This is a genomic window from Polaromonas sp. (assembly GCF_029945685.1).
In the GTDB taxonomy this organism is placed as follows: Bacteria; Pseudomonadota; Gammaproteobacteria; order Burkholderiales; family Burkholderiaceae_C; genus Polaromonas.
On sequence record NZ_JAQSDA010000008.1, the window covers coordinates 82,012 to 103,513 of the forward strand.

The window sequence follows — 21,502 nt, forward strand, 5'->3', positions numbered from 1 at the left end:
GCCTTCAAAACCGCCCGCGGCTCGCTCCGGGCGGTTTTTCGTTCTGCCTCCCGGATGCGCCCGGTACACCTGCGGCCCCTTGCGCCACCGGTGCGGCAAATGTCACAGCACGTTAGGGCGGCCTGCCTACCCCGTCACAGGGTAGACCCTAAAATCGGTTAGCACGCTTACGTTTGATGGCCGCGATCCGGCTCCCCAACGTTTCCCTCGCCCTCCCCTGCGGTCTACCCGACCTCAGGAATCCACAGGTCCCCATGGCTCTTTCCTCCATTTTTGCCGCGATGCGGCCAGTTGCCGGTGCGCCCGACACTCCGGTCCGGATGCCGATTGAGCAGATCCGGCATCAACTGCACCAGACCCTGCATGACTGCACGAGCATTGACGCTCAACGCATCATTTTCAGGATCAACACCGCCGATACCCCGGCCGATCTCTGGCTGTTGCGCTGCGATCTGTACCAATGCATCTCGCGCACACGCGACCAGGCGGAAGCCGCCAGGCGCATCAACGCCTTGCTGCACACTTTCAGCGGCTGGCTGCCTGCGGCCCAGCTCACCCCGATTTAGGACGACCCGTCCCGTCCTGCGGAGCAAACTCTGCCAGGAAATCAAGGAAGGCCCGGGTCCGCGACGGCATGAACTTGCGCGTGGGCAGCGCGGCGTAAATCGTGAAGCGGCCAAACACCCACTCCGGCAAAAGGTGCACAAGCGAGCCGCGCTCCAGATGCGATGCCACCAACATGCGTGACAGGAAGGTGATGCCGGCGCCATCCAGTGCGGCCCGCAGCAATACGTCAAAGCTCGTGGTTTGCAGGGAAGGCCTGAGGTCCACGTCCACGGCTTCACCGCCGGCTGCCGGTTGCAGGCGCGTCTGCCGGCCATAGTGGCCAGAGTTCTGCGGCCACTGGAATTTCAGGTAGGTGTGGCCACGCAACTGGTCTGGCGTATCCGGCGTTCCGGCACGCTGGAGATACCCGGGCGACGCGCAGGCGATCCAGTCGGTCGTGGCCAGCGGCCGGGCCACGATGTCGCCGTCAAAGCCCTCGTCCACCACCAGGAAGGTCACGTCAAACTCTTCGATACGCGGCTGGGGGAAGGGGTCGATCTGCAGATCCAGCACCACCGCGGGGTGACGCGCTTGCCAGGTGGCAATGCGCGGTGACAGGAAATACGAGGCCAGCACCGGTGTTGCCAGCACATGAAGGGTGCCCTGCAATTCGCGCGTGTGTTCAGCCGCCGCCGACTCGGCGTCTTCCACCTCGTGCAGGATGCTGCGAACCCGCAGCAGGTAAGCCTCACCGGCATCAGTGAGCGCCAGCTTGCGTGTCGTGCGCTGGAGCAGACGTACGCCCAGGTGTTCTTCCAGGGCCGCGATCATGCGCGTGACGCCAGCGGGCGACATGTCGAGGGAGCGCGCCGCTGAGGCGAAACCACCCTCGTCGATCACGCGCTGGAACACCTTCATTGAACTGAAACGATCCATAGTGCAACGGATTGTATTCCTGGTTCCGTATTATTTCAATTACTGAAATGGTTAATTGATGACTATGTAGTTTTAATCTGACCGATACAGGTTTACAGTTCAACCCATCGATGAGCACAAACCGACTCACCGAGACTGGACAAGACGGGAATGATGATGCCCACCTTGGCCGGAACTCTGTACCAACCCTGAAAGGATTCATCATGAAAACCACCCACCTGTTTGCTGTCGCCGCTTTTTCCACCCTTGCCGCCTTCGGCGCCCATGCCGACGAGGCTGACGGCTCTCAATTTGCCGTCCAGTTCAATTCGACCCGCTCGGTCGCCGAGGTCCGGGCTGAAGCGCTCAACCCGGTAAAAATCAGCAATGGCAGCACCGGCTTTGTCGGTGTGACCAACTCCGGCCTCGAGCGCAGCGCCGTGCGCGCCAAAGCCATCGCAGCATTGCGTAACGGGGAAATCCCGCAGGGCGAAATCGGCTACATGTAAACCTGCCGCCCGGGAGGCCTGCCGCTCCCGGAAAAAAAGCCCGCTGCTTGACTGCAGCGGGCTTTTTTGCGTGGCTCAGATGGCTCAGGCCTGATGGCTCGTCACGGGTAACGTCGTACCAGGGATTCGGCCACACACACCGGCCTGGCAGATCCCTCCCGCTCGACCGTCACTTCCCAGGTCATCTGCTGCCCGTCATTGTCAACCGGCGCGCAGGCCAGCAGTTTCAGACGAGCGCGCAAGCGACTGCCCACCGGGACCGGCGCAGTGAAACGCACCCGGTTGAGCCCGTAATTGACACCCATGCGGGACTGCACGATTTCCAGGGACGATTCAAAAAATACCGGCAACAGCGACAGGGTCAGGAAACCATGCGCAATCGGCCCGCCGAACGGGCCTTCCCTGGCTTTTTCCGGGTCCACATGGATCCACTGGTGGTCGCCGGTGGCCTGGGCAAACAGGTTGACCTGCTCCTGCGTGATGGTCAGCCAGTCGCTGATCGCGACTTCCTGGCCGACACACGCCGCCAGTTCAGAGAGGGTCTGGAAGGTTTTCATCCCCGGACTTTACCGCCCGCCCCGGCGGTGGCCTGTCCAGCCAGCGACATGGCGGGCCCCGCCAACCCTCTCGCTGTCACTGGTCCAGCCAACGACAGATGCCTTGCCACTGCTGCAGGTCTTTTTCCACCCGCCCGGGGGCGACATCGAACACGGTCAGGCCGCGGGCCGCCAGATGGATGTAGTTCTGGGTATCGCGCACATAACCGAGCACCGGCAGGCCCAGGCCTTCGACAAAAGCACGCAGCTTGTCAGCCGCTATCGTGCGGGCATCGACGCGCATGCCGACGATGCCGACCTGCATCTTGCCGGCGTGGCGGTGTTCGGCGAGCTGGTCCAGAAAACTGCGGGTGGCAAAAATATCAAACACGCTGGGCTGCAGCGGCACGATCACCTTGTCGGCCAGCTTGAGCACGTCGTTAAAGCGCCAGCCATGCAGGCCGGCGGGGGTGTCGAGCACCACGTGGGTCGTGCCCTTGGGCGGTTTGACGATCAGGTCGGCGTTGACATCCCAGGTCGAGATCGGCCGCGCCGCGGGGGGCCGCAAGCCCAGCCAGAGCCGGGACGACTGCTGGCGGTCTGCATCGCCCAGCATGACCGCATGGCCCTGGCTGGCGAAGTAACCGGCAATATTGGTCGACAGCGTCGTTTTACCGACGCCGCCCTTCGGATTGGCAATCACAACCACAGGCATGCGAATCTCCCGGAATTTTGGCCCTATGGTAACGGCTGGCAACACATTGGCCAAACCGCGGGAGGTGCCGGCGGCTGGCCGCGGGCCGGCCCGCTTTGGCCCAGGGCTGCGGCCATGCCCGGCCTGTCACCCCGCCATGTCAGTCAAATACCTCTGTATCCCTTGACAGGCGGGCGCATGCAGCTCCTGTTTTTATAGTGACGGTGACAGGCGCAACCATTCGGCAAAAGGGTCGCCTCCTGAAAGCGCCTCAATTGCGCTGGTCCTGCGCGTCCCGGCGCATCTTTTCCATCGCGCGCCGTTCGACGCAGACCGGATGCCTGCTGTAAGCCGGTTTGGCGCATTGTTCGTTCATGCAGATCTGATAACCAAGCAACACACGGCCTTCACAGGCCTGCGCCGGACTGGAAGGCTGCGCCGGGGCAGCAGCAGCAGGCGCCGTCACTGCAGCGCCCGCGCTTTCCGGGCCCGCGGCGGGCCGCGATGGCGCCAGCTTGTCCGTGCGCACCGGGCTGACGCGTTTGGCCGACGGCGTGACGGAGGCCGGCTCTGCTTCCACCTTCGCTGGAGGCGGCAATCCCGGAGCCCGCGCGGCGGGGGCGGGGTTGACCGGGTCCGCACCGGCAGCGGTCGCAGCCGGGGTCGCATCGGCCGGCGCCGCCACCACCGGCACCGGCGGGCTGGACAAGACCTTGAACAGCACGCCGGCCAGCACCAGCGCCACCACGCCGGCCAGCGCGAACAGGGGTTTCCGGGAGCGGGGTACCGGCGGCGGGGGTGTGCCTGCCTCCTCCGGCGCCGGTGCTGCGCTCATCGGCGGCCGGCTCATGCCGGCAGCAGCATCGCCCGAAGCCGGAGCCGAAAGCGGCACCGCTGCGATATCCCGGCGTCCCTCGGGCTCTTCGGCGTCCGGCTTGGCCGCGGTCGTGTCTGCGGGGTCGGGCGGAGTGTCCGGCGCCAGCGGCGGGACCGCTCCGGCGTTGAGCCCTTGCAGCCGCGTCCATTCACTGACTTCTTCAGAAAAAGCCCCGGTGCCGGTGCCAGAGCCATCGGCCTCCACCATGTGCCCCAGTTTTCGCAGGCGCCGGCGCGCCAGATCGGCGTAGATGCCGGAAGGGAATTTGTCCAGAAACACTTCCAGGTCTTCCAGGTCCTCGGAGTCCTTGATGTCCTTCCAGTAGACCAGCTCGAGCTCCTGCGTCACGGTCGAGCCGGTGTCTGTGCCGGTCGTGTTGAGCTTGACCGTGGAGCCACCCGTGCGGGAGCGGCCGGTGTCGGTGGCCGTGCCTGCCCGCCCGCCAGACGCGCTCACGGGCGGCACGATGGTCGGATCCGTTGCCTGGCCGCTGGCCTCCTGCAGCGCAGTGGCAAACTCCTGCGCCGTCGCAAACCGTTGGTCGCGTTTTTTGGCCAGTGCCCGCACCATCACCGCATCAATCGCGGCCGGCAACAGCGTGCTGAAGCTGCTGGGCGCCGCCGGCGTGTGGTTCACGATCTGCTGGATGATCGCAAAGTCGGTATCGCCGTCGAAGGGCCGCTTGCCCGTGAGCAGCTGGTACAGCACCACCCCCACCGCAAACAGGTCGGCCCGCGCATCGATCGGCAGGCCCTGCACCTGCTCGGGCGACATGTACTTGAGGGTGCCCACCATGGTTCCCTGGGTGCGTGTGGCTTCGCTGGAGTCCTGGATGCGGGCCACCCCGAAATCGGTGAGCTTGACCCGGCCATCGGCCTCGATCAGCAGATTGGCAGGCTTGACATCGCGATGCACGATGTTCTGCCGGTGCGCGTAGTCCAGCGCAGACAACAGGTCCCGGACCATGCGCAGCGTTTCCTCCAGCGAGTAACGCCGGCCCGCGTCCAGATGGTGCTTGAGGTCTTCGCCCTGGATGAACTCCATGACCAGAAAGGCCATGTCGCCATGGCGGTCCGAGTCATACACACTGACAATATGGGGGTGCTGCAGGCGGGCGGCTGAATGTGCCTCGGTGCGAAAACGCGCCTCGTACTCGGCGGCGGCCTCTTCCGAGAGGTTTTCCACCTTGATGGTCTTGATCGCCACGCGGCGATCCAGGTTGGGATCGCGCGCCTCGTAGACCAGCCCCATCGCGCCTTTGCCCAGCACGCGAATGATGTCGTAGCGTCCCAGCTTGTTCAGGCTCATGAGGTGAAGGGGGAAAAGGGAAAAAGGGGGAAGGGCACTGGATACGTTTGGAAACAGCAATTCTAGGGTCGGAGCGTCAGCTCCGGATAGAAAAACTGATCAAGGGGCTGCCTTCCTTGCGTTCGCACCCTGCGCTGATCTGGCCGCTGCCGACCAGGTAACACTCGGTGCGGCGCAAAACCACGGCTTCGTTCTGGTTGCCGAAGTAGACCCAGGTGCCATAACTGGAGGCATCACTGAGCACGAACTGCCCGCCGCGCCACTCCAGCGTGGCGTGCATGCGGGACACCCGGGGATCGTTCAGGGCGAGTGACGCACCGGCGCCGCGGCCGATGGACATCCTGGCGCTGCCGGCGTTGACCTGCACAGCCTGCGCGCCAGCCACCAGCTCGAGAACCAGGGGCCCGGCGTCGGCGACCATCGCACGGCCCATCATGGTCGCATCGTCATCCCGGCCGCTCTGCCATTCCACCCGGTACACCAGACCCGCTTCCGCCTTGCCGCGCAGATGCATGGGACCCAGGCTGCGCAAAGAGGCGCGCTGCACCGGTCCAAGGGCCGACCAGACATTGTGCGTGGTGAGAATCTGCGCGGCGCCGGCCAGGTCGGCCAGGCGCGCCGCCGAATTGACGGTATCGCCGAAACAGTCGCCGTCGATCTCGATGACCTCACCAGACTCCAGGCCCATCTGCATCTGCACCGGCGCCCCACTGCCGCCGGGCCGGATGGGTTTGTCGAGAAGGCGTTTCTGGATGGCAACGCAGGCGGCCAGCGCGTCGCCCTCCTGCGGAAACACGACAAACAGCCCGTCGCCAAGCAGCTTGACGACACGGCCGCCGTGCTGCTGAAAAACCTGGCTCAGCGCGCCCACCAGCTGCGTCACAAAGCGCGAGGCGGTTTCGTCCCCCAGCCGCTCGAACATGCTGGTGCTGCCGACAAGATCGGCAAAAACGACGGTCGTCATGAAAACTCTCTGGAAAACCAGAAGGTTGAACAAGCCGGCACGCACAGGGTGTCAGGCGGCAACACGTAACCTTTTGTTCTCATGCAGGCGATTTTTACAGAAAATCACCCGCTCCTGCGTGTGACGTTTTACCGTGGCGCCCCGCGGTCAGCGCAAACCGTCCCACAGCAACTTGCAGCCGGTGAGGAACATGCCGCCGTACAGCACCCGGTAAAACAGCAGCTGGCTGATGCGCCTGGCCATGCGTACACCGGCCCACACGCCCACGGGCGCCAGCGGCAGCAGGACCAGCGAGGTGGCCATGTTGCGCAGGTCCAGCAGACCCAGCCAGGCATAGGGAATCCACTTGGAGAGGTTGATCACAAAGAAGAAAAACGCCAGCGTGGCGGTAAATTTGAGCGGGCTCAGGCGCAGGGGGATGACGTAGGCACTGATGGGCGGGCCACCGGCATGGGCCACAAAACTGGTGAAACCCGAGGTCGCGGTCAACAGCGCACCCAGCCACTTCGGCGGCGGCGGGCTGTCGGGCCGGGGCGGAAACAGCAGGCGCTGCGCCAGAAACAGCAGGGTGAAAAAACCCACGATGCCGGCCACCATCTTGCCGTCGAGCAGGCTGAACAACAGCGCGCCTATCAGTGTGCCGATCAGGCCGCAAGGCACCAGAAACTTCAGCAGTTTGAGGTCGAAGTCCTTGCGGAAAGCCGCCATGCCGAGCAGGTCCATCAGCAGCAGCACCGGCATCAGGATGGCCGCCGCCTGCGGCACGGTCACCGCCAGCGCCATCAAGGGCACGGCCAGCGAGCCGAACCCCGCCCCGAATCCGCTTTTGCTGACCCCCAGCAACAGCACGGCGGGTACCGCCACAGCGTAGAAAAAGGGGTCGGTGATGAATGGAAAGGGCACGGGCTGGCAGGGGGTGGAGGCTGATGATTATCACGCCTGCAAGGACGGGGGCGGCGCCGGGCTGTCCATCTGACAGACTGGCGCGGCATTGGTGTTGATGCACAAAATCAGGCCCCAGCCCTTGCCGGGCGAGCGAGAACAGCTATTGTTTCAGGAGCAGCTTGCGGCATGGCGGCGCTGACAAAATGACGCCTTGCAAGATCGATTGTTTTTACATGGTGCGGTGCTGTGCAGACAAATCCAAACTCAGGCAATATGGCCCGCATGAACGACTCTGCCTCCTACACCCCCCCAAAAATCTGGTCGCCGCCCCCCTCCAGCGGCGGCCGCTTCGCCAACATCAACCGGCCCGTGGCCGGCCCCACCCACGACAAGAAGCTGCCGGTGGGCCGCCACCCCTTGCAGCTGTATTCGCTGGGCACGCCCAATGGCATCAAGGTCACGGTGATGCTGGAAGAGTTGCTGGCCCTGGGCCACGGCGGCGCGGAATACGACGCCTGGCTGATCCGCATCCACGAGGGCGAGCAGTTCGGCAGCGGCTTTGTGGCGGCCAACCCCAACTCCAAGATTCCCGTGTTGGTGGACCACAGCGGCTCTGTCCCCCAGCGGGTGTTCGAGTCGGGCGCGATTTTGCAGTATCTGGCCGAGAAGTTTGGCGCGTTTTTACCCGCCAGCGGAGCGCCGCGCGCCGAATGCCTGTCGTGGCTCAACTGGTTGATGGGCAGCGCGCCCTTTCTGGGCGGCGGCTTCGGCCACTTCTATGCCTATGCGCCCAGCAAGATCGAATATGCCATCGACCGATATGCGATGGAGGTCAAGCGCCAGCTGGACGTGCTGGACCGCCGTCTGGCCGAGGTGCCTTATCTGGCGGGCGACGACTACACCATTGCCGACATGGCGGTGTGGCCCTGGTACGGCGCCCTGGTCAAAGGCCAGCTGTACGAAGCGGGCGAGTTCCTGCAGGTGCAGACCTATGCCCATGTACTGCGCTGGACGGACGAAATCGCCAGGCGCCCCGCAGCCAGGCGAGGCCGCATGGTCAACCGCACGTGGGGTGAGCCCTCCAGCCAGTTGCATGAGCGCCATGACGCGAGCGACTTTGACACCCGCACCCAGGACAAGCTGGCGCCATGATCACCCTGTACGACTGCGCCACCGCTCCGAGTCCGCGGCGCGCCCGCATCCTGCTGGCTGAAAAAAACGTGGCCCACGACACGGTGCAGATTGATCTGCGCACCAACGAGCAGATGGGTGAGGTCTACCGCCAAATCAATCCACAGTGCACCGTGCCGGCGCTGCGTATCGACGACAGAACGGTGCTCACCGACAACGCCGCGATTGCCGCCTGGCTGGAAGCGTACTGCCCCCAGCCCCCTTTACTGGGCAGCACCGCGCTGGAAAAAGCCGACATCGCCAGCTGGCAGTGGCGCGTCGAGTTCGAAGGCCTGACGGCCATCGCCGAGTGCCTGCGCAACAGTTCTCCGGCCATGGCCAACCGCGCCCTGCCCGGGCCGGTGGACTACCCGCAGATTCCCGAACTGGCGCAGCGCGGACTGCTCCGGGTCCAGCAGTTCTTTGCCATGCTCAATGAACGGCTACAGGGGCGCGAGTTCATTGCGGCAGACCGGTTCAGCGTGGCCGACATCACCGCCGTGGTGGCGGTGGACTTTGCCCGCATCGTCAAGGTCAAGCCCGGCGAGCAGCACCCGGAACTCGTGCGCTGGCGTGCGGCCATGGCGCAGCGGCCGTCCATGGCGCTCTAGGGGTGCTCGTCCCCTGCCAACCAGGACAGGCCGGCCACCCGATGATGGGAATGGGCCAAGTCTCGTGCCCGCCCCCGTCCGGCGACTTACGGGGGCTGAAGCCCGGGTATTGATAGAAATGTGGCTGCTGCGCCCGTGGATATTGCGCCACCAGCTATCAAAATCAGAGCGGCCTGGGCTTCTTCCTACCCGTTCCAGAACCCGCGCCGTGCCCTGCCCAACGCCGATACCCATGGTGCATAACGCATGGCGACCGCCGGTGCGGTCTGCCACGGCAGCCAGGCAAGCCTTGTCTTGAGGCCGCATGCGCTGGCGCAGCCCGCTTCTGCCGGGCTTGTCGATCAGGAAAAAGTGGAGCGCTTTATGGGGCCGGTGGAAGCGGTTGAAGCGGTTGAAGCGGTTGAAGCGGTTGAACAGGGTTGAGGACAAAGTCGAAGTCGAGGCTGTAAACACCGTCGGGTTGCTTGATCCAGTCGGCCACCAGCGACTGGCGCACGCCGAACACCGCGTCCGAGTCGAGGTACGGGTCGCCGCTGCGGAACACGTGCGTGACCAGCTTTTCATACCCCGGCGCCGTGATCATGAAATGCAGGTGCGCCGGCCGCCAGGGGTGGCGCCCGGTGGCGCGCAGCATTTCACCCACCGGCCCGTCGACGGGAATGGGGTAGGCCTCGGCCACGATGGTTTTGAAATGGAAGTGGCCGTCCGTGCCGGAGGTGAGCACACCGCGCGCCCGGTGGCTGTCCAGGTCCGGGTATTGCACGTCGTAGTTGCCCTGGGCGTCGGCCTGCCAGACCTCCACCACGGCGCCGGCCACCGCCTCGCCGTCCCGGCCCAACACCCTGCCCCGCACGATACAGGGCTCACCCATTGCACCGTCGGCCACATCGGCACCGTGTTCGTAATGCGGCGCGCCTTCAACATGGAAAGGGCCAAACACCGTGGCTTCGGTGCAGCCCTGCGGCTTGTCGTTGTTCATGGCCACGGTCAACATCGACAAACCCAGCGTGTCACTGAGCAAAATGAATTCCTGGCGCTTGTCGTCGCATTTCTGGCCAGTGGCGGTGAGAAACTCAATGCCCGCCAGCCACTCTTCCTCGGTCAGCTTCACTTCACGGGCAAAGGCATGCAGATGCTGCACCAGGCTGGTCATCAGTTCCTTCAAGCGCGCATCAGGCGTGCCGGCCAAACGTGCAAGCACCGCCTGGGTGATCGTGTCCTGGTTGAGGTTTCGCACGTCAGGCTTTCCGCCACGCCGTCTTGGGGCGGGCCTGCGTTCTATCGGGGGTCGGCGAACAACGGTGAAGGTGGGCTTGCATGTATTTCATCAGGTGAGCTCTCGGAGCGAAAGATCTGGGAGGCGGGCAGAATTTGGACAAGCCGGTGGGCGACAATGACTTTTTCACGCGGCGGAAGAAACGCCCTGCAGTCTGCCCCACAATGCAGACCACCACAAGGGCTGGCAAATGGAGACTGGGCTTGCATCGCCGGACGGAAATCGAACTGTTTTCGCAACTGGCCGAAACCGGCTGCCTGGGCCGCCGAGCGCTGGACCTGCCCCAAGCCGCCAGCCGCAAACCCCTGTTCGCCAGGGTGCGTAGCTTCATCGACTTCGTCGCCGAACACTTCGCCATGCAGGACGATGAGCGCACCTGGACTGGTTTTTTTGGCGTGTCTTGATCCATGAACAAATTGATTCAAACCGATGTCCTGATCGCCGGCGGCGGCCCCTGCGGCCTGATGCTGGCCAATGAGCTCGGTCGCCGAGGCATACCTTGCCTGCTGGTGGACCCGAAACCCGGCACCGCCTTCAACCCGCAGGCCAACGCGACCCAGGCGCGCACCATGGAGCATTTCCGCCGGCTCGGTTTTGCGGGCGAGGTCCGCGCCCAGGGCCTGCCGGCCGACCACCCGACCGACATTGCCTACTTCACGCGGTACACCGGCCATGAGCTGGCCCGCCTGCACCTGCCCACCGCCGCGCAGGCGGTGAACAACATCAAGTCCATGGGCGGCTCCTGGAGTGCGGCCGAGTTGCCGCACCGGGTGTCACAGAAGTTTGTCGAAGCCACCTTGCGCCGCCACGCCGAAGTTCTGCCCGGCGTCGATGTGCGTTACGGCTGGGGCCTTGAAAGTTTCGAGGACCGCGGCAGCCATGTGCAGGCGCAGGTGCGCACCACCGTCGGCGGGGAAACCCTGGACGTGCAGGCCGCGTACCTGGTCGGCGCCGACGGCCCCCGCAGCCTGGTGCGCAGCACGCTGGGCATCGCCTGGGACGGCGCCAGCGGTGTCAGACGCGAGTTCATGGGCGGCAAGATGTTTGCGGTCTACCTGCGCGCCCCGGATTTTTACACCGTCTTCCCACACGCCCGCGCCTGGATGTATGTGTCGGTCAATCCCCAGCGCCGCGCCTTCATGGCCTCGGTGGACGGCCAGTCGGAGTTTGCCTTTCACGCCGCCGTGCATGAGGGCGAAGACGCCGACGCCTGGACCGCCGATGATGCGCAGCGCATCGTCGACGAAGCCATGGGCGCGCATCTGGCCATCGAGGTGATGTCGGTCGGCACCTGGACCGCCGGGCATTCGCTGGTGGCGCAGAGTTTCCAGCGCGGCCGTGTCTTCATTGGCGGTGATGCGGCCCACCTGTTCACGCCGACCGGCGGCCTCGGCTACAACACCGCGGTCGAAGACGCCGTCAACCTCGGCTGGAAACTGGCCGCCGTGGTGCGCGGCCAGGCGCCGCCGCAGATGCTGGACAGTTACGGACCGGAGCGCCAGCCGCTGGCCGAACGCAACACCGCTTATGCCCGGCGTTTCGCCGATTCGGTCGGCAGCTTCGGCGCCACCGACCTGCTGGAGCAGGAAGGTGCCGAGGGCCAGGCCGAGCGCGAGCGCGCCGCCCGCTACCTGAACCAGCACGTGCGCCTGGAGTTCAACATCCCCGGCGTGACTTTCGGCGGGCGCTACGACGGCTCGCCCCTGATCGTGAAGGACGGCAGCACACCGCCGCCGGACGACGCCGGGAACTACCAGCCGAGCGCCAGCCCCGGCGGCCGCGCGCCGCACGCCTGGCTGGAGGACGGCCGCTCGCTGTATGACAGTTTCAATTTCGAATGGACGCTGCTGGCCTTGGGGCCGGACGCACCCGACACCCGCGCTTTTGTGGATGCGGCGGCGGCGCTGGGCCTGGACCTGAAGGTGGTGCAACAACCGTCAGAGGCGCTGCTGGCGCTGTACGAAGCGCCGCTGGCCCTGATCCGCCCGGACCAGATCGTGGCCTGGCGCGGCAGCGATGGCCGGCAGGCCCTACAGGTGCTGAAGCAAGCCACCGGACATGACGCCGGCACCTTCTGACAGCACTGATTACTCCTGATTTGATAGCTGCTTGCGCACGTCCAACAAGGGCTCGAGCCCGATTCGATTGAAAATTCTGGCAGAACCGCCGGTTCACCGGCCTATCACCGCGAGGTAGGCCTGGCGTGTCTCCGGGTCCACGGACGCCAACAGCTGCTGGTAGGACGTCTGGTGCCGGGCCAGCATGCGGGCCGAGGCGACCGCCCTGGAGCGGCAGTACCAGTGGCAGGTGTGCTGCAACAACAACAGTTCGGCTGACACGGTGTAGGCCTTGTCACTCGGCGAGCGCCGCTGTGCATTTTTTGCAGCGCGCTCCATGCCCTCGGCATGAACGACCAGGGCGCGCCGCATGTCGAAGGTGTTGTCGGGGAAAAACCGGTCGGTCTCGGGCAGAAACGCCGGCAGCTTGCTGACGCGGGCCTCGGCTTCGTCCACCGCCGAAAAATCGGCGGCAAACCGCCGCAACTGCTCACACAGTTGCTGCTCGGACAAGGCCAATGTGGCCCAGAGCCGGGTCTGCTCCTCCAGGTCTTTCTCTTCCAGCGCCTTGAGGTAGCCTTCGATCAGGTTTTCCATACGCTTGTCCAGCTGGTAGCGGCCGAGAAAGCCGTCCAGCAAGGCAACACGCCTGGTCCGGTTTTCCGATTTGAGCTGCCAGGCGCCGAAGGCGGTGACCATCAGCAGCAGAACAAGAATTTCCATGACAACACGGTTCTGTCCTCAGAGAACGCAAGTCTAGTACCGCCGTCCGAAAATGGCGAATCATTGGAAACGCGCCTTCCCTTCACCCAGGAAGCGTTGCGGCCGGGGCGCACAGTGGCGCCGGCCTTGTCCGGTTCAGCTCAAACCCGCTCCAGCACCACCGCAATGCCCTGCCCCACGCCGATACACATGGTGCACAGGGCGTAACGACCGCCGGTGCGATGCAGCTGGTTGACCGCGGTGGTCACCAGCCGCGCACCCGAGGCGCCCAACGGATGGCCCAGCGCAATCGCGCCGCCGTTCGGGTTGACGCGCACATCGTCGTCCTGCAGACCCAGCAGGCGCAACACCGCCAGGCCCTGGGCAGCAAAGGCCTCGTTGAGTTCGATCACGTCCATCTGCGCCAGGCTCAGGCCGGTCAGTGCCAGCACCTTTTCGGTGGCAGGTGCCGGGCCTATGCCCATGATGCGCGGTGGCACGCCGGCGGTCGCCATGCCGACGATGCGCGCGCGTGGCGTGAGGCCGTTCTGCTTCGCGGCCTCTTCGTTGGCGATCAGCAGCGCGCAGGCGCCGTCGTTGACGCCCGAGGCGTTGCCCGCCGTCACACTGCCGTCCGGCCGCACCGCGCCCTTGAGTTTGGCCAGCGCTTCGAGCGAGGTTTCGCGCGGGTGCTCGTCCTTGCTGACGACGATCGGGTCGCCTTTTTTCTGGGCAATGGTGACCGGCGTGATCTCGGCATCAAAGAAACCCGACTTCTGCGCGGCCACCGCCTTGAGCTGGGAAGCCAGCGCCATCTTGTCCTGGTCCTCGCGGTTGATCTTGTACTCGGCCGCCACGTTTTCAGCGGTTTCCGGCATGGCGTCCGTGCCGTATTTTTCCTTCATCAGCTTGTTGACGAAGCGCCAGCCGATGGTGGTGTCGTACAGCTGCGCGGCGCGGCTGAAGGCGGTCTCGGCCTTGGCCATCACAAACGGCGCGCGGCTCATGCTTTCCACGCCGCCGGCAATCATCATGCGGGCCTCGCCGGCCTTGATCGCCCGGGCCGCCGTGCCGACCGCGTCCATGCCCGAACCGCAGAGGCGGTTGATGGTGGCGCCGGGCAGCTCCAGCGGCAGACCGGCCAGCAGCGTGGCCATGTGGGCCACATTGCGGTTGTCTTCACCGGCCTGGTTGACGCAACCGTAGATCACGTCGGTCACGGCCAGCCAGTCGACATTCGGGTTGCGCGCCATCAGCGCCTTGAGCGGCACGGCGGCCAGGTCGTCGGTGCGCACACTGCTGAGCGCGCCGCCATAACGGCCGAAGGGGGTACGGATGGCGTCGCAGATGAAGGCTTGGGGGGTCATGGTGGTTCTCTCGGATGGGTTGTCAAAGGGCCTGGACAGGCGCGGCCCGAACGGAAATTTTCGCGACCTTACACCGCGATGGGAAGGCCGACCAGCTTCTCCAGTTCGTCGTGCGCCAACCCCTCGACTTTATCCACCAGCCGCAGGCCTTGCGGCGTGCATTCCAGAGTGGCGAGGTCAGAGTAGATGCGCTTGACGCAGGCTATGCCGGTCAGCGGGTAGCTGCAGGTCTTGACGACCTTGCTCTCGCCTTGTTTGGTCAGCAGGTCCATCATGACCCAGGTCTGCCTGGCACCGATGGCCAGGTCCATGGCGCCACCCACCGCCGGAATGGCGCCGGGCTCGCCGGTGCTCCAGTTGGCCAGGTCGCCGGTGCTTGACACCTGAAAGGCGCCGAGCACGCAGATGTCCAGGTGGCCGCCGCGCATCATCGCGAAGCTGTCGGCATGGTGGAAATACGCGCCGCCCTTGAGCAGGGTTACCGGCTGCTTGCCGGCATTGATCAGGTCGAAGTCCTCTTCACCCTCGGCCGGCGCTGGGCCCATGCCCAGAATGCCGTTCTCGCTCTGCAGGAAAACCTCGATGCCTTCGGGCAGATGGTTGGCCACCTGCGTCGGCATGCCTATGCCCAGGTTCACGTAGGCACCGTCATGGATGTCGCGCGCCACGCGGGCGGCGAGCTGCTCTTTGCTGCGTTTCTGGTAAGTCATGTCAGGCCACCTGTTTGAAGCCGCCGGCCTGCGTGGCGACACGGTCAATTTTCACGATCTTGTGCACAAAGATGCCGGGGGTCACGATGTGCTCGGGGTCGAGCGCGCCGAGCTCCACGATCTGGTGCACGGTCGCCACCGTGTGTCTGGCCGCCGTCGCCATGACCGGGCCGAAGTTGCGCGCCGCCTTGCGATACACCAGGTTGCCCCAGCGGTCGCCGCGCTCGGCCTTGATCAGCGCCACGTCGCCGTGAATCGGCATTTCCAGCACGTAGTGCCGGCCGTTGATTTCCCGGGTTTCCTTGGGCGAACCATCGGCATGTTTTGCCAGCTCGGTGCCGAAGCCGGTGGGAGAAAAGAACGCGCCTATGCCGGCGCCCGCCGCGCGCAGGCGCTCGGCCAGGTTGCCCTGCGGCACCAGTTCCAGCTCGAGTTTGCCGGCGCGGTACAACTCGTCAAAAACGTAACTGTCGGTCTGGCGCGGAAAGCTGCAGATGATCTTGCGTACCCTGCCCATCCTGAGCAAGGCCGCCAGTCCCGATTCACCATTGCCGGCGTTGTTGTTGACGACCGTCAGGTCTTTGGCGCCTTGCTCTATCAGCCCGTCGATCAGTTCGTTGGGGATGCCGGCCGTGCCGAAGCCGCCAATCAGCACGGTCGAACCATCCCTGACCCCGGCCAGCGCTTCAGCCACCGAGCGGGCTGTCTTGTTGATCATGAAGCTGTCTCCGTCGGAAAAAAGACCCGTCTGATATTTGTTCTTATATAGAACAAATGTTCGTATAATGAATTTTAGGAGATTTTGGCACCCATGGCAATTGCTGCCTCCCCTTCAGGTCCCTATGGCCGGCCCGGCCCCGCGCCGGGCGACAGTTATGTCCAGTCCTTTGCGCGCGGGCTGGAGGTCATCCGTTCTTTCAGCGCCCAATCGCCCCGACAGACTCTGAGCGAAGTGGCCGCGCGCAGCGGATTGACGCGCGCCGGCGCGCGGCGCATCCTGCTGACCCTGCAGACCCTGGGTTATGTGAACAGCGATGGCAAACATTTTTCGCTGACCCCGCGCATCCTGGACCTGGGCTTTGCCTACCTGTCGTCCATGCCGATCTGGAACCTGGCCGAACCGGTGATGGAAGGTTTGGCCGAGGAAGTCGGGGAGTCGTGTTCTGCCGCGGTGCTGGAAGGCACGGACATTGTGTATGTGATGCGGGTGGCCACCCACAAGATCATGAGCATCACGCTGGGCGTCGGCTCGCGCCTGCCGGCTTACTGCACGTCCATGGGCCGCGTGCTGCTGGCCGGCTTGCCGGAAGGCGAAGCCCTGGCCTGCCTGGAAGCCTCGGAGTTGGCGCCGCTCACCCGCCACACGGTGACCGACCTCGACGCCCTGCGCCAGAAAATAGCGCAGACGCGCAGGCAGGGCTGGTGCCTGGTGAATCAGGAACTGGAAGAAGGCCTGGTGTCCATGGCTGCGCCGATTCAGGACCGGCAGGGCAAGACGGTGGCAGCCCTGAACATCAGCGGCCAGGCCAACCGGACCAGTGCCCGGGCCATGCAGGACAGCATGTTGCCGGCCCTGCTGGCCGCTGCACAAACGATTTCACGTCCGCTCAGCGTTCAACGCAGCTGAGCGGATGTAGCGAACGCGGGGGCGCTCAGGACTTGCGCGAACCCATGACCAGCACCACGGCGCCCAGGACAATTGCGCCAATGCTGAGCCACTGGGGCACATTGATCGACTCTTTTTCCTTGACGACCAGTTCCAGCGGGCCAATGTTGGCTTTGGTGGTGTCCTTGGTAAAGCTGAAACCGCCGGTGAAAAAGCCGGCCAGGCCCAGCACGATCAGGACAATGCCTGTGATTCTGACTGCATTCATGAAGTTCTCCTCGCCGGATGATGGGTATGTCGGCGCGCGCTTGCCGGAATCACGCTGCCATGAAGCTAATCTAGCCGATAAGGGCCTGTGGGGCCGTAGGACATTGCCGATGGACGATTCCGGCGTCCGGAAAACACCACAACGCCAGCGGCAACAGAGCCCATGCTACGCTTGCCGTATGTTCACGCCTTCGCAAGCCGACGTCCGTCGTTTTTTCTGCTCTGTTTATGCCAAAGCCCGCTCCGGGCAAGCGCTGGAAGCTATTGAAATCATAGCAAGTCAGTGGCTGGATGAGCACCCCGAGTACCACGCCGACTTTGCCGACGCCGATGCAGCGATGGAGAAGATGTACGACGTGGAAGGCGGCAGGACCAACCCCTTCCTGCACCTGTCCATGCACCTGTCGATCAGCGAACAGTGTTCGATTGATCAGCCGCGCGGCATCCGGCAGGCGGTTGAGCTGCTGACGGCGCGCCGCAATTCGTTGCACGACGCCCACCACGAGGCCATGGACTGCCTGGGCCAGATGGTCTGGGAAAGCCAACGCGCCGGGCGCCCGCCCGACGGCGACGCCTACCTTGCCTGTGTGCAGCGCCAGGCCACGAAAGATTAGCCCCCACGCTTGTCGCTTCGCGTACTGCGCTGCCCCCCGAGGGGGCCGCTGCGCCTGCGGGCCGGCGAAGCCGGACCCGCGGCCCCTGCTTGAAAAGAGTAACCGACCCCACAAAAAAAAGCCGCTGGGTCAGCGGCTTTTTTTGTGGAGCGGAGCGGTTTATCGGAACTTGCTCTGCGGAATGGTTTTCAGATCCCCTTCCACCGATGCCAGGTAGTTGGCCAGCTGCTTGAGCTCTGCATTGGTGTACTGCTTGGCCATGCCAGCCATGATGGCGTTGCCGCGGCCGACCTTGGGATTGTTCTCGACCTTGTAGGCCTTGAGCGCCACAAACAGGTAGTCGGCATGCTGGCCGCCGAGCTTGGGATAAGACGGGTCGATCGGCTTGCTGAAGTCGGCGCCGTGGCAGGATGCGCAATTGGCCTTGCCGAGCAGGGCAGCAACGGCGGGGCTTGGCGTTTTGGCGGTGCGCGCTGCGGCGGCTGCACCTTCGGTCACGCCATGCTGGGAGTAATAAGCTGCCAGGTCGGCGATGTCCTGGTCGTTCAGCGACTCGGCGATGCCGCGCATCGTGGGGTGTTTGCGCTCACCCTTCTTGTAGGCGTGCAGGGCCGAATCGATGTATTTGGCGCTCTGTCCGGAAATCATGGGAACCTTGTAGACCTCGGGAAAGCTGGCCTGGTAACCCTTGATGCCATGGCAGCCGATACACATGGCATTTTTGGTTTCGCCGGCCTTGACATCGCCCTTGATGTCCTGGGAATGGGCGGAAACCGTCACAAACGAGACAGCCAGGGCGAATAAGGTGGTGAACAGCTTGGTCATTTTGCGCGCACAATCAGGTGAGAATTTGTTATAAAAAACAACCGCTGATTATATCTGCGACCGCCGCGGCCCGGTTCTGCCCCGGCTTGATCACCGCAGATTCACCCCTCTTCCTGTTTACACCTCCTGCCCACCATGAAATTCCAAGGCTCCAAAAACTACGTCGCCACCCAGGACCTGATGCTCGCCGTCAATGCCTCCGCCACCCTGAAAAAGCCGCTGCTGGTCAAGGGCGAGCCCGGCACCGGCAAGACCATGCTGGCCGAGGAAGTGGCCGAAGCCCTGAAGTTGCCGCTGTTGCAGTGGCACATCAAGTCCACCACCAAGGCGCAGCAGGGCCTGTATGAATACGACGCGGTGTCGCGCCTGCGCGACTCGCAGCTCGGCGACGAGAAAGTCAAGGACATCCACAACTACATCATCAAGGGTGTGCTCTGGCAGGCCTTCACGGCCGACGAACCGGTGGCGCTGCTGATCGACGAGATCGACAAGGCCGACATTGAGTTCCCGAACGACCTGCTGCGCGAGATCGACCGCATGGAGTTCTACTGCTACGAGACGCGCGAGCTGATCAAGGCCAAACACCGGCCGCTGGTCTTCATCACCTCGAACAACGAAAAGGAACTGCCCGACGCCTTCTTGCGCCGCTGCTTCTTCCACTACATCAAGTTCCCCGATGCCGACACGATGAAACTCATCGTCGACGTGCACTTCCCCGGCCTCAAGAAGGAGCTGCTGGCCGCGGCCATGAAAACCTTTTACGACGTGCGCAACCTGCCCGGCCTGAAGAAAAAGCCGTCCACCAGCGAACTGCTGGACTGGCTCAAGCTGCTGGTGGCCGAAGACATTCCGCTGGAAGCGCTGCAAAGCAAGGAAGACAAGGTCGCCGTGCCGCCGCTGGTGGGCGCGCTGCTCAAGAACGAGCAGGACGTCACCCTGTTTGAAAAGCTGGTGTTCATGCAACGCCACAACCGCTAGGTCCGGCCATGGCAAGCGACAACCGCAATCTCCTGATCGAAGGTCTGTCCGACGCCGTCGGTTTTGTCGGCGGCGCCCTGCTCGGCTTCTGGCTGGGCCGGCTCTTCGGCCTGGACATTTTTGCAGCGGGTTACGGCAACAGCGCCATCGGCGGCATCGTGCTGGTCGGCCTGGGCGGCGGTCTGGGCCTGCAGATCGCGCGGCGCTGGCGCCGTGCGCAGGCAAAAAAACAGGGCAAAGACACATGAGTTTTGTGCAAGCCGTCATTCTTTCCGGGCGTGGTGTGGAGCTGGTGCCGCTGGCTCTCGACCATGAAGCCGGCCTGCGCGCCGCGGCCGCCGACGGTGAACTGTGGAAGCTGCGTGTCACCTCGGTGCCGGAGCCGGAGCAGACCACCACCTACATCGAAGACGCCCTCAAGGGCCGCGAGGCCGGCCATCGCTTCGCCTTCGCCGTGCGCGAAGCCGCCAGCGGCACGGTGCTGGGCAGCAGCAGCTACCACGACATCCTGCCGGCCGTGAAACGCGTGGAGATCGGCTACACCTGGTACGCTGCGCGCTGCCAGCGCACCCACGTCAACACCACCTGCAAGCTGCTGATGCTCACGCACGCGTTTGAAACCCTGGGTTGCAACGTTGTCGGCTGGCGCACCGACAATTTCAACTTCGCCTCGCAGCGCGCCATCGAACGCCTGGGCGCCAAAAAAGACGGCGTGATCCGCGGCCACGCCTTGCGGCGCGACGGCACGATTCGCGACACGGTGATGTACAGCCTCCGCTCCGGCGAGTGGCCGGAAGTCAAGGCGCAGCTGATGTACCTGCTGGATAAACCACGCGCGCCTCAAGGCTGAAAGGAGTCCTGCCATGTTGATCGACTTCTTCTACACCCTGCGTTCGGCCAAGCTGCCGGTTTCGGTCAAGGAATACCTGATGCTGCTGGAAGCCCTGCAGGCCGGCGTGGTCGGGCCCAACAGCGGCCAGGGGGAGGACGGCGAGATCGGGGAAGGCGCGTACAAAATCGACGACTTCTATTACCTCGCCCGCACCGTGCTGGTCAAGGACGAAAAACACTACGACAAGTTCGACCGCGCTTTTGCGGCCTACTTCAAGGGTGTGGAGATGATTGCCGACTTCACGAAAGACATTCCGCTGGAGTGGTTGCGCAAAAACCTCGAACTCAACCTGAGCCCTGAAGAAAAGGCCGCCATCGAGAAGATGGGCTGGGACGAACTCATGGAAACGCTGAAAAAGCGTTTCGAGGAACAGAAGGAACGCCACGAAGGCGGCAGCAAGTGGATAGGCACGGGCGGCACCTCGCCGTTTGGCGCCAACGGCTTCAACCCGCAGGGCATACGCATCGGCCAGGAGAAAAGCCGCAACAAGAGTGCGGTGAAGGTGTGGGACCAGCGCGCCTACAAGGACTACGACGACACGCAGGAACTGGGCACCCGCAACATCAAGGTCGCGCTGCGCCGCCTGCGCAAGTTCGCGCGCGAGGGCCATGTCGAGGAACTCGACCTCGACGACACCATCCGCTCCACCGCCGCCAACGCCGGCTGGCTGGACATCAAGATGGTGCCCGAGCGCCACAACAACGTGAAGGTGCTGCTGCTGATGGACGTGGGCGGCACCATGGACGAACACATCAGCCGCGTCGAGGAGCTGTTCTCGGCCACCAAGACCGAGTTCAAGCACATCGAGTTCTACTACTTCCACAACTGCGTCTACGACTTCATGTGGAAGAACAACCGGCGCCGCTTCAGCGAGAAGTTCGCCACCTGGGACATCATCCGCAAGTACAACAAGGACTACAAGCTGATCTTTGTGGGCGACGCGACCATGAGCCCTTACGAAATATTACAACCGGGTGGCAGTGTCGAATACAACAACGAGGAAGCCGGTGCCGAGTGGATGCAGCGGCTGACCAACGCCTTCCCGAAATTCGTCTGGATCAACCCCGAGCCGCAAGGCGTCTGGCAGTACCGCCAGAGCATCAGCGTGATCCAGCAGTTGGTAAACCAGCGCATGTACCCCCTCACCATCAAAGGCCTTGAAGAGGCCATGCGCCTGCTGTCCAAGTAAACTG

Annotated in this window: 25 protein-coding genes; 12 read left to right on the forward strand and 13 right to left on the reverse strand. The window is 63.9% G+C overall.

Annotated elements, in window-relative coordinates; genetic code table 11:
* Positions 1 to 254: 254 nt before the first annotated feature.
* On the forward strand, positions 255 to 566 hold the full coding sequence (locus PSV26_RS05915; RefSeq protein WP_300514155.1) for a hypothetical protein: 312 nt from the start codon (positions 255 to 257) through the stop codon (positions 564 to 566).
* Here the strand turns inward: PSV26_RS05915 and PSV26_RS05920 are convergent.
* Positions 553 to 1,482, reverse strand: a complete 930-nt coding sequence (locus PSV26_RS05920; RefSeq protein ID WP_300568777.1) for a LysR family transcriptional regulator — start codon at positions 1,480 to 1,482, stop codon at positions 553 to 555. The two genes, PSV26_RS05915 and PSV26_RS05920, sit on opposite strands and share 14 nt — an antisense overlap.
* Positions 1,483 to 1,685: 203 nt before the next feature.
* Here PSV26_RS05920 and PSV26_RS05925 point away from each other — a divergent pair, with 203 nt between their 5' ends.
* On the forward strand, positions 1,686 to 1,970 hold the full coding sequence (locus PSV26_RS05925) for a DUF4148 domain-containing protein (protein ID WP_300514157.1): 285 nt from the start codon (positions 1,686 to 1,688) through the stop codon (positions 1,968 to 1,970).
* Between the two features lie 101 nt (positions 1,971 to 2,071).
* Here the strand turns inward: PSV26_RS05925 and PSV26_RS05930 are convergent, their stop codons facing one another.
* The 5 genes from PSV26_RS05930 to PSV26_RS05950 all read right to left on the reverse strand — a co-directional run bounded on the left by PSV26_RS05930 (position 2,072) and on the right by PSV26_RS05950 (position 7,252).
* On the reverse strand, positions 2,072 to 2,527 hold the full coding sequence (locus PSV26_RS05930) for a MaoC family dehydratase (RefSeq protein ID WP_300568780.1): 456 nt from the start codon (positions 2,525 to 2,527) through the stop codon (positions 2,072 to 2,074).
* A 76-nt stretch (positions 2,528 to 2,603) separates the two neighbouring features.
* Positions 2,604 to 3,221, reverse strand: a complete 618-nt coding sequence (locus PSV26_RS05935) for a ParA family protein (RefSeq protein ID WP_293595462.1) — start codon at positions 3,219 to 3,221, stop codon at positions 2,604 to 2,606.
* Positions 3,222 to 3,471: 250 nt separating this feature from the next.
* Entirely contained in the window at positions 3,472 to 5,385 is a 1,914-nt protein-coding gene (locus tag PSV26_RS05940) for a serine/threonine-protein kinase (RefSeq protein ID WP_300568782.1), read from the reverse strand.
* 76 nt (positions 5,386 to 5,461) lie between these two features.
* Positions 5,462 to 6,349, reverse strand: coding sequence for an adenylate/guanylate cyclase domain-containing protein (locus PSV26_RS05945; RefSeq protein WP_300514165.1), 888 nt, complete (start codon positions 6,347 to 6,349; stop codon positions 5,462 to 5,464).
* A 147-nt stretch (positions 6,350 to 6,496) separates the two neighbouring features.
* Positions 6,497 to 7,252: a sulfite exporter TauE/SafE family protein gene (locus PSV26_RS05950; protein ID WP_300514168.1), complete on the reverse strand. Its 756-nt coding sequence runs from the start codon at positions 7,250 to 7,252 to the stop codon at positions 6,497 to 6,499.
* Positions 7,253 to 7,516: 264 nt separating this feature from the next.
* Between PSV26_RS05950 and yghU the strand changes: the two genes are divergently transcribed.
* Both yghU and PSV26_RS05960 read left to right on the forward strand, forming a co-directional pair.
* Positions 7,517 to 8,386, forward strand: coding sequence for a glutathione-dependent disulfide-bond oxidoreductase (yghU, locus tag PSV26_RS05955; RefSeq protein WP_300568785.1), 870 nt, complete (start codon positions 7,517 to 7,519; stop codon positions 8,384 to 8,386).
* Positions 8,383 to 9,015 (forward strand): glutathione S-transferase, encoded by a 633-nt coding sequence (locus tag PSV26_RS05960; protein WP_300568788.1) that lies wholly within the window; start codon positions 8,383 to 8,385, stop codon positions 9,013 to 9,015. The genes yghU and PSV26_RS05960 overlap by 4 nt, the downstream gene beginning before the upstream one ends.
* 361 nt (positions 9,016 to 9,376) lie before the next feature.
* Here the strand turns inward: PSV26_RS05960 and PSV26_RS05965 are convergent, their stop codons facing one another.
* Positions 9,377 to 10,252, reverse strand: a complete 876-nt coding sequence (locus tag PSV26_RS05965; RefSeq protein WP_300568791.1) for an intradiol ring-cleavage dioxygenase — start codon at positions 10,250 to 10,252, stop codon at positions 9,377 to 9,379.
* Positions 10,253 to 10,494: 242 nt separating this feature from the next.
* Between PSV26_RS05965 and PSV26_RS05970 the strand changes: the two genes are divergently transcribed.
* Both PSV26_RS05970 and PSV26_RS05975 read left to right on the forward strand, forming a co-directional pair.
* The gene (locus PSV26_RS05970; protein ID WP_300568793.1) at positions 10,495 to 10,695 is read left to right on the forward strand and encodes a hypothetical protein; all 201 of its coding nucleotides are present in this window, start codon (positions 10,495 to 10,497) and stop codon (positions 10,693 to 10,695) included.
* A 3-nt stretch (positions 10,696 to 10,698) separates the two neighbouring features.
* Positions 10,699 to 12,369: an FAD-dependent oxidoreductase gene (locus tag PSV26_RS05975; RefSeq protein ID WP_300568795.1), complete on the forward strand. Its 1,671-nt coding sequence runs from the start codon at positions 10,699 to 10,701 to the stop codon at positions 12,367 to 12,369.
* 93 nt (positions 12,370 to 12,462) lie between these two features.
* Here PSV26_RS05975 and PSV26_RS05980 read toward each other — a convergent pair whose 3' ends face one another.
* From PSV26_RS05980 to PSV26_RS05995, 4 genes are all read right to left on the reverse strand, one after another.
* Positions 12,463 to 13,071 carry a hypothetical protein gene (locus tag PSV26_RS05980; RefSeq protein WP_300568798.1) on the reverse strand — a complete coding sequence of 203 codons (609 nt, stop codon included), beginning with the start codon at positions 13,069 to 13,071 and terminating at the stop codon, positions 12,463 to 12,465.
* A 140-nt stretch (positions 13,072 to 13,211) separates the two neighbouring features.
* Entirely contained in the window at positions 13,212 to 14,417 is a 1,206-nt protein-coding gene (pcaF, locus tag PSV26_RS05985; RefSeq protein WP_300568801.1) for a 3-oxoadipyl-CoA thiolase, read from the reverse strand.
* A gap of 68 nt (positions 14,418 to 14,485) precedes the next feature.
* The gene (locus PSV26_RS05990; RefSeq protein ID WP_300568804.1) at positions 14,486 to 15,127 is read right to left on the reverse strand and encodes a 3-oxoacid CoA-transferase subunit B; all 642 of its coding nucleotides are present in this window, start codon (positions 15,125 to 15,127) and stop codon (positions 14,486 to 14,488) included.
* A 1-nt stretch (position 15,128) separates the two neighbouring features.
* The gene (locus PSV26_RS05995) at positions 15,129 to 15,845 is read right to left on the reverse strand and encodes a 3-oxoacid CoA-transferase subunit A (protein ID WP_300568807.1); all 717 of its coding nucleotides are present in this window, start codon (positions 15,843 to 15,845) and stop codon (positions 15,129 to 15,131) included.
* 93 nt (positions 15,846 to 15,938) lie between these two features.
* Between PSV26_RS05995 and PSV26_RS06000 the strand changes: the two genes are divergently transcribed.
* Positions 15,939 to 16,754, forward strand: a complete 816-nt coding sequence (locus tag PSV26_RS06000) for an IclR family transcriptional regulator (RefSeq protein WP_300568810.1) — start codon at positions 15,939 to 15,941, stop codon at positions 16,752 to 16,754.
* Between the two features lie 25 nt (positions 16,755 to 16,779).
* On the opposite strand, the gene PSV26_RS06005 is transcribed toward PSV26_RS06000, so the two are convergent.
* On the reverse strand, positions 16,780 to 17,001 hold the full coding sequence (locus PSV26_RS06005; protein WP_300514193.1) for a hypothetical protein: 222 nt from the start codon (positions 16,999 to 17,001) through the stop codon (positions 16,780 to 16,782).
* 178 nt (positions 17,002 to 17,179) lie between these two features.
* On the opposite strand from PSV26_RS06005, the gene PSV26_RS06010 reads away from it, so the two are divergent.
* The gene (locus PSV26_RS06010; RefSeq protein ID WP_300514196.1) at positions 17,180 to 17,614 is read left to right on the forward strand and encodes a DUF1841 family protein; all 435 of its coding nucleotides are present in this window, start codon (positions 17,180 to 17,182) and stop codon (positions 17,612 to 17,614) included.
* A gap of 159 nt (positions 17,615 to 17,773) precedes the next feature.
* Here the strand turns inward: PSV26_RS06010 and PSV26_RS06015 are convergent, their stop codons facing one another.
* A complete protein-coding gene (locus tag PSV26_RS06015; RefSeq protein ID WP_300568814.1) occupies positions 17,774 to 18,439 on the reverse strand; it encodes a c-type cytochrome in 666 nt (221 codons plus the stop codon).
* Positions 18,440 to 18,574: 135 nt separating this feature from the next.
* Between PSV26_RS06015 and PSV26_RS06020 the strand changes: the two genes are divergently transcribed.
* Genes PSV26_RS06020 through PSV26_RS06035 form a run of 4 tightly spaced genes read left to right on the forward strand, consistent with a single transcriptional unit; the run spans position 18,575 to position 21,498 of the window.
* Complete coding sequence (locus PSV26_RS06020; protein ID WP_077593805.1) at positions 18,575 to 19,417, forward strand: MoxR family ATPase; 843 nt, start codon at positions 18,575 to 18,577, stop codon at positions 19,415 to 19,417.
* An 8-nt stretch (positions 19,418 to 19,425) separates the two neighbouring features.
* Complete coding sequence (locus PSV26_RS06025; protein WP_300514202.1) at positions 19,426 to 19,665, forward strand: hypothetical protein; 240 nt, start codon at positions 19,426 to 19,428, stop codon at positions 19,663 to 19,665.
* Entirely contained in the window at positions 19,662 to 20,267 is a 606-nt protein-coding gene (locus PSV26_RS06030) for a GNAT family N-acetyltransferase (RefSeq protein WP_300568817.1), read from the forward strand. Before PSV26_RS06025 ends, PSV26_RS06030 begins: the two co-directional genes overlap by 4 nt.
* Before the next feature lie 13 nt (positions 20,268 to 20,280).
* Positions 20,281 to 21,498 (forward strand): VWA domain-containing protein, encoded by a 1,218-nt coding sequence (locus PSV26_RS06035; protein ID WP_300514208.1) that lies wholly within the window; start codon positions 20,281 to 20,283, stop codon positions 21,496 to 21,498.
* Positions 21,499 to 21,502: the final 4 nt, after the last annotated feature.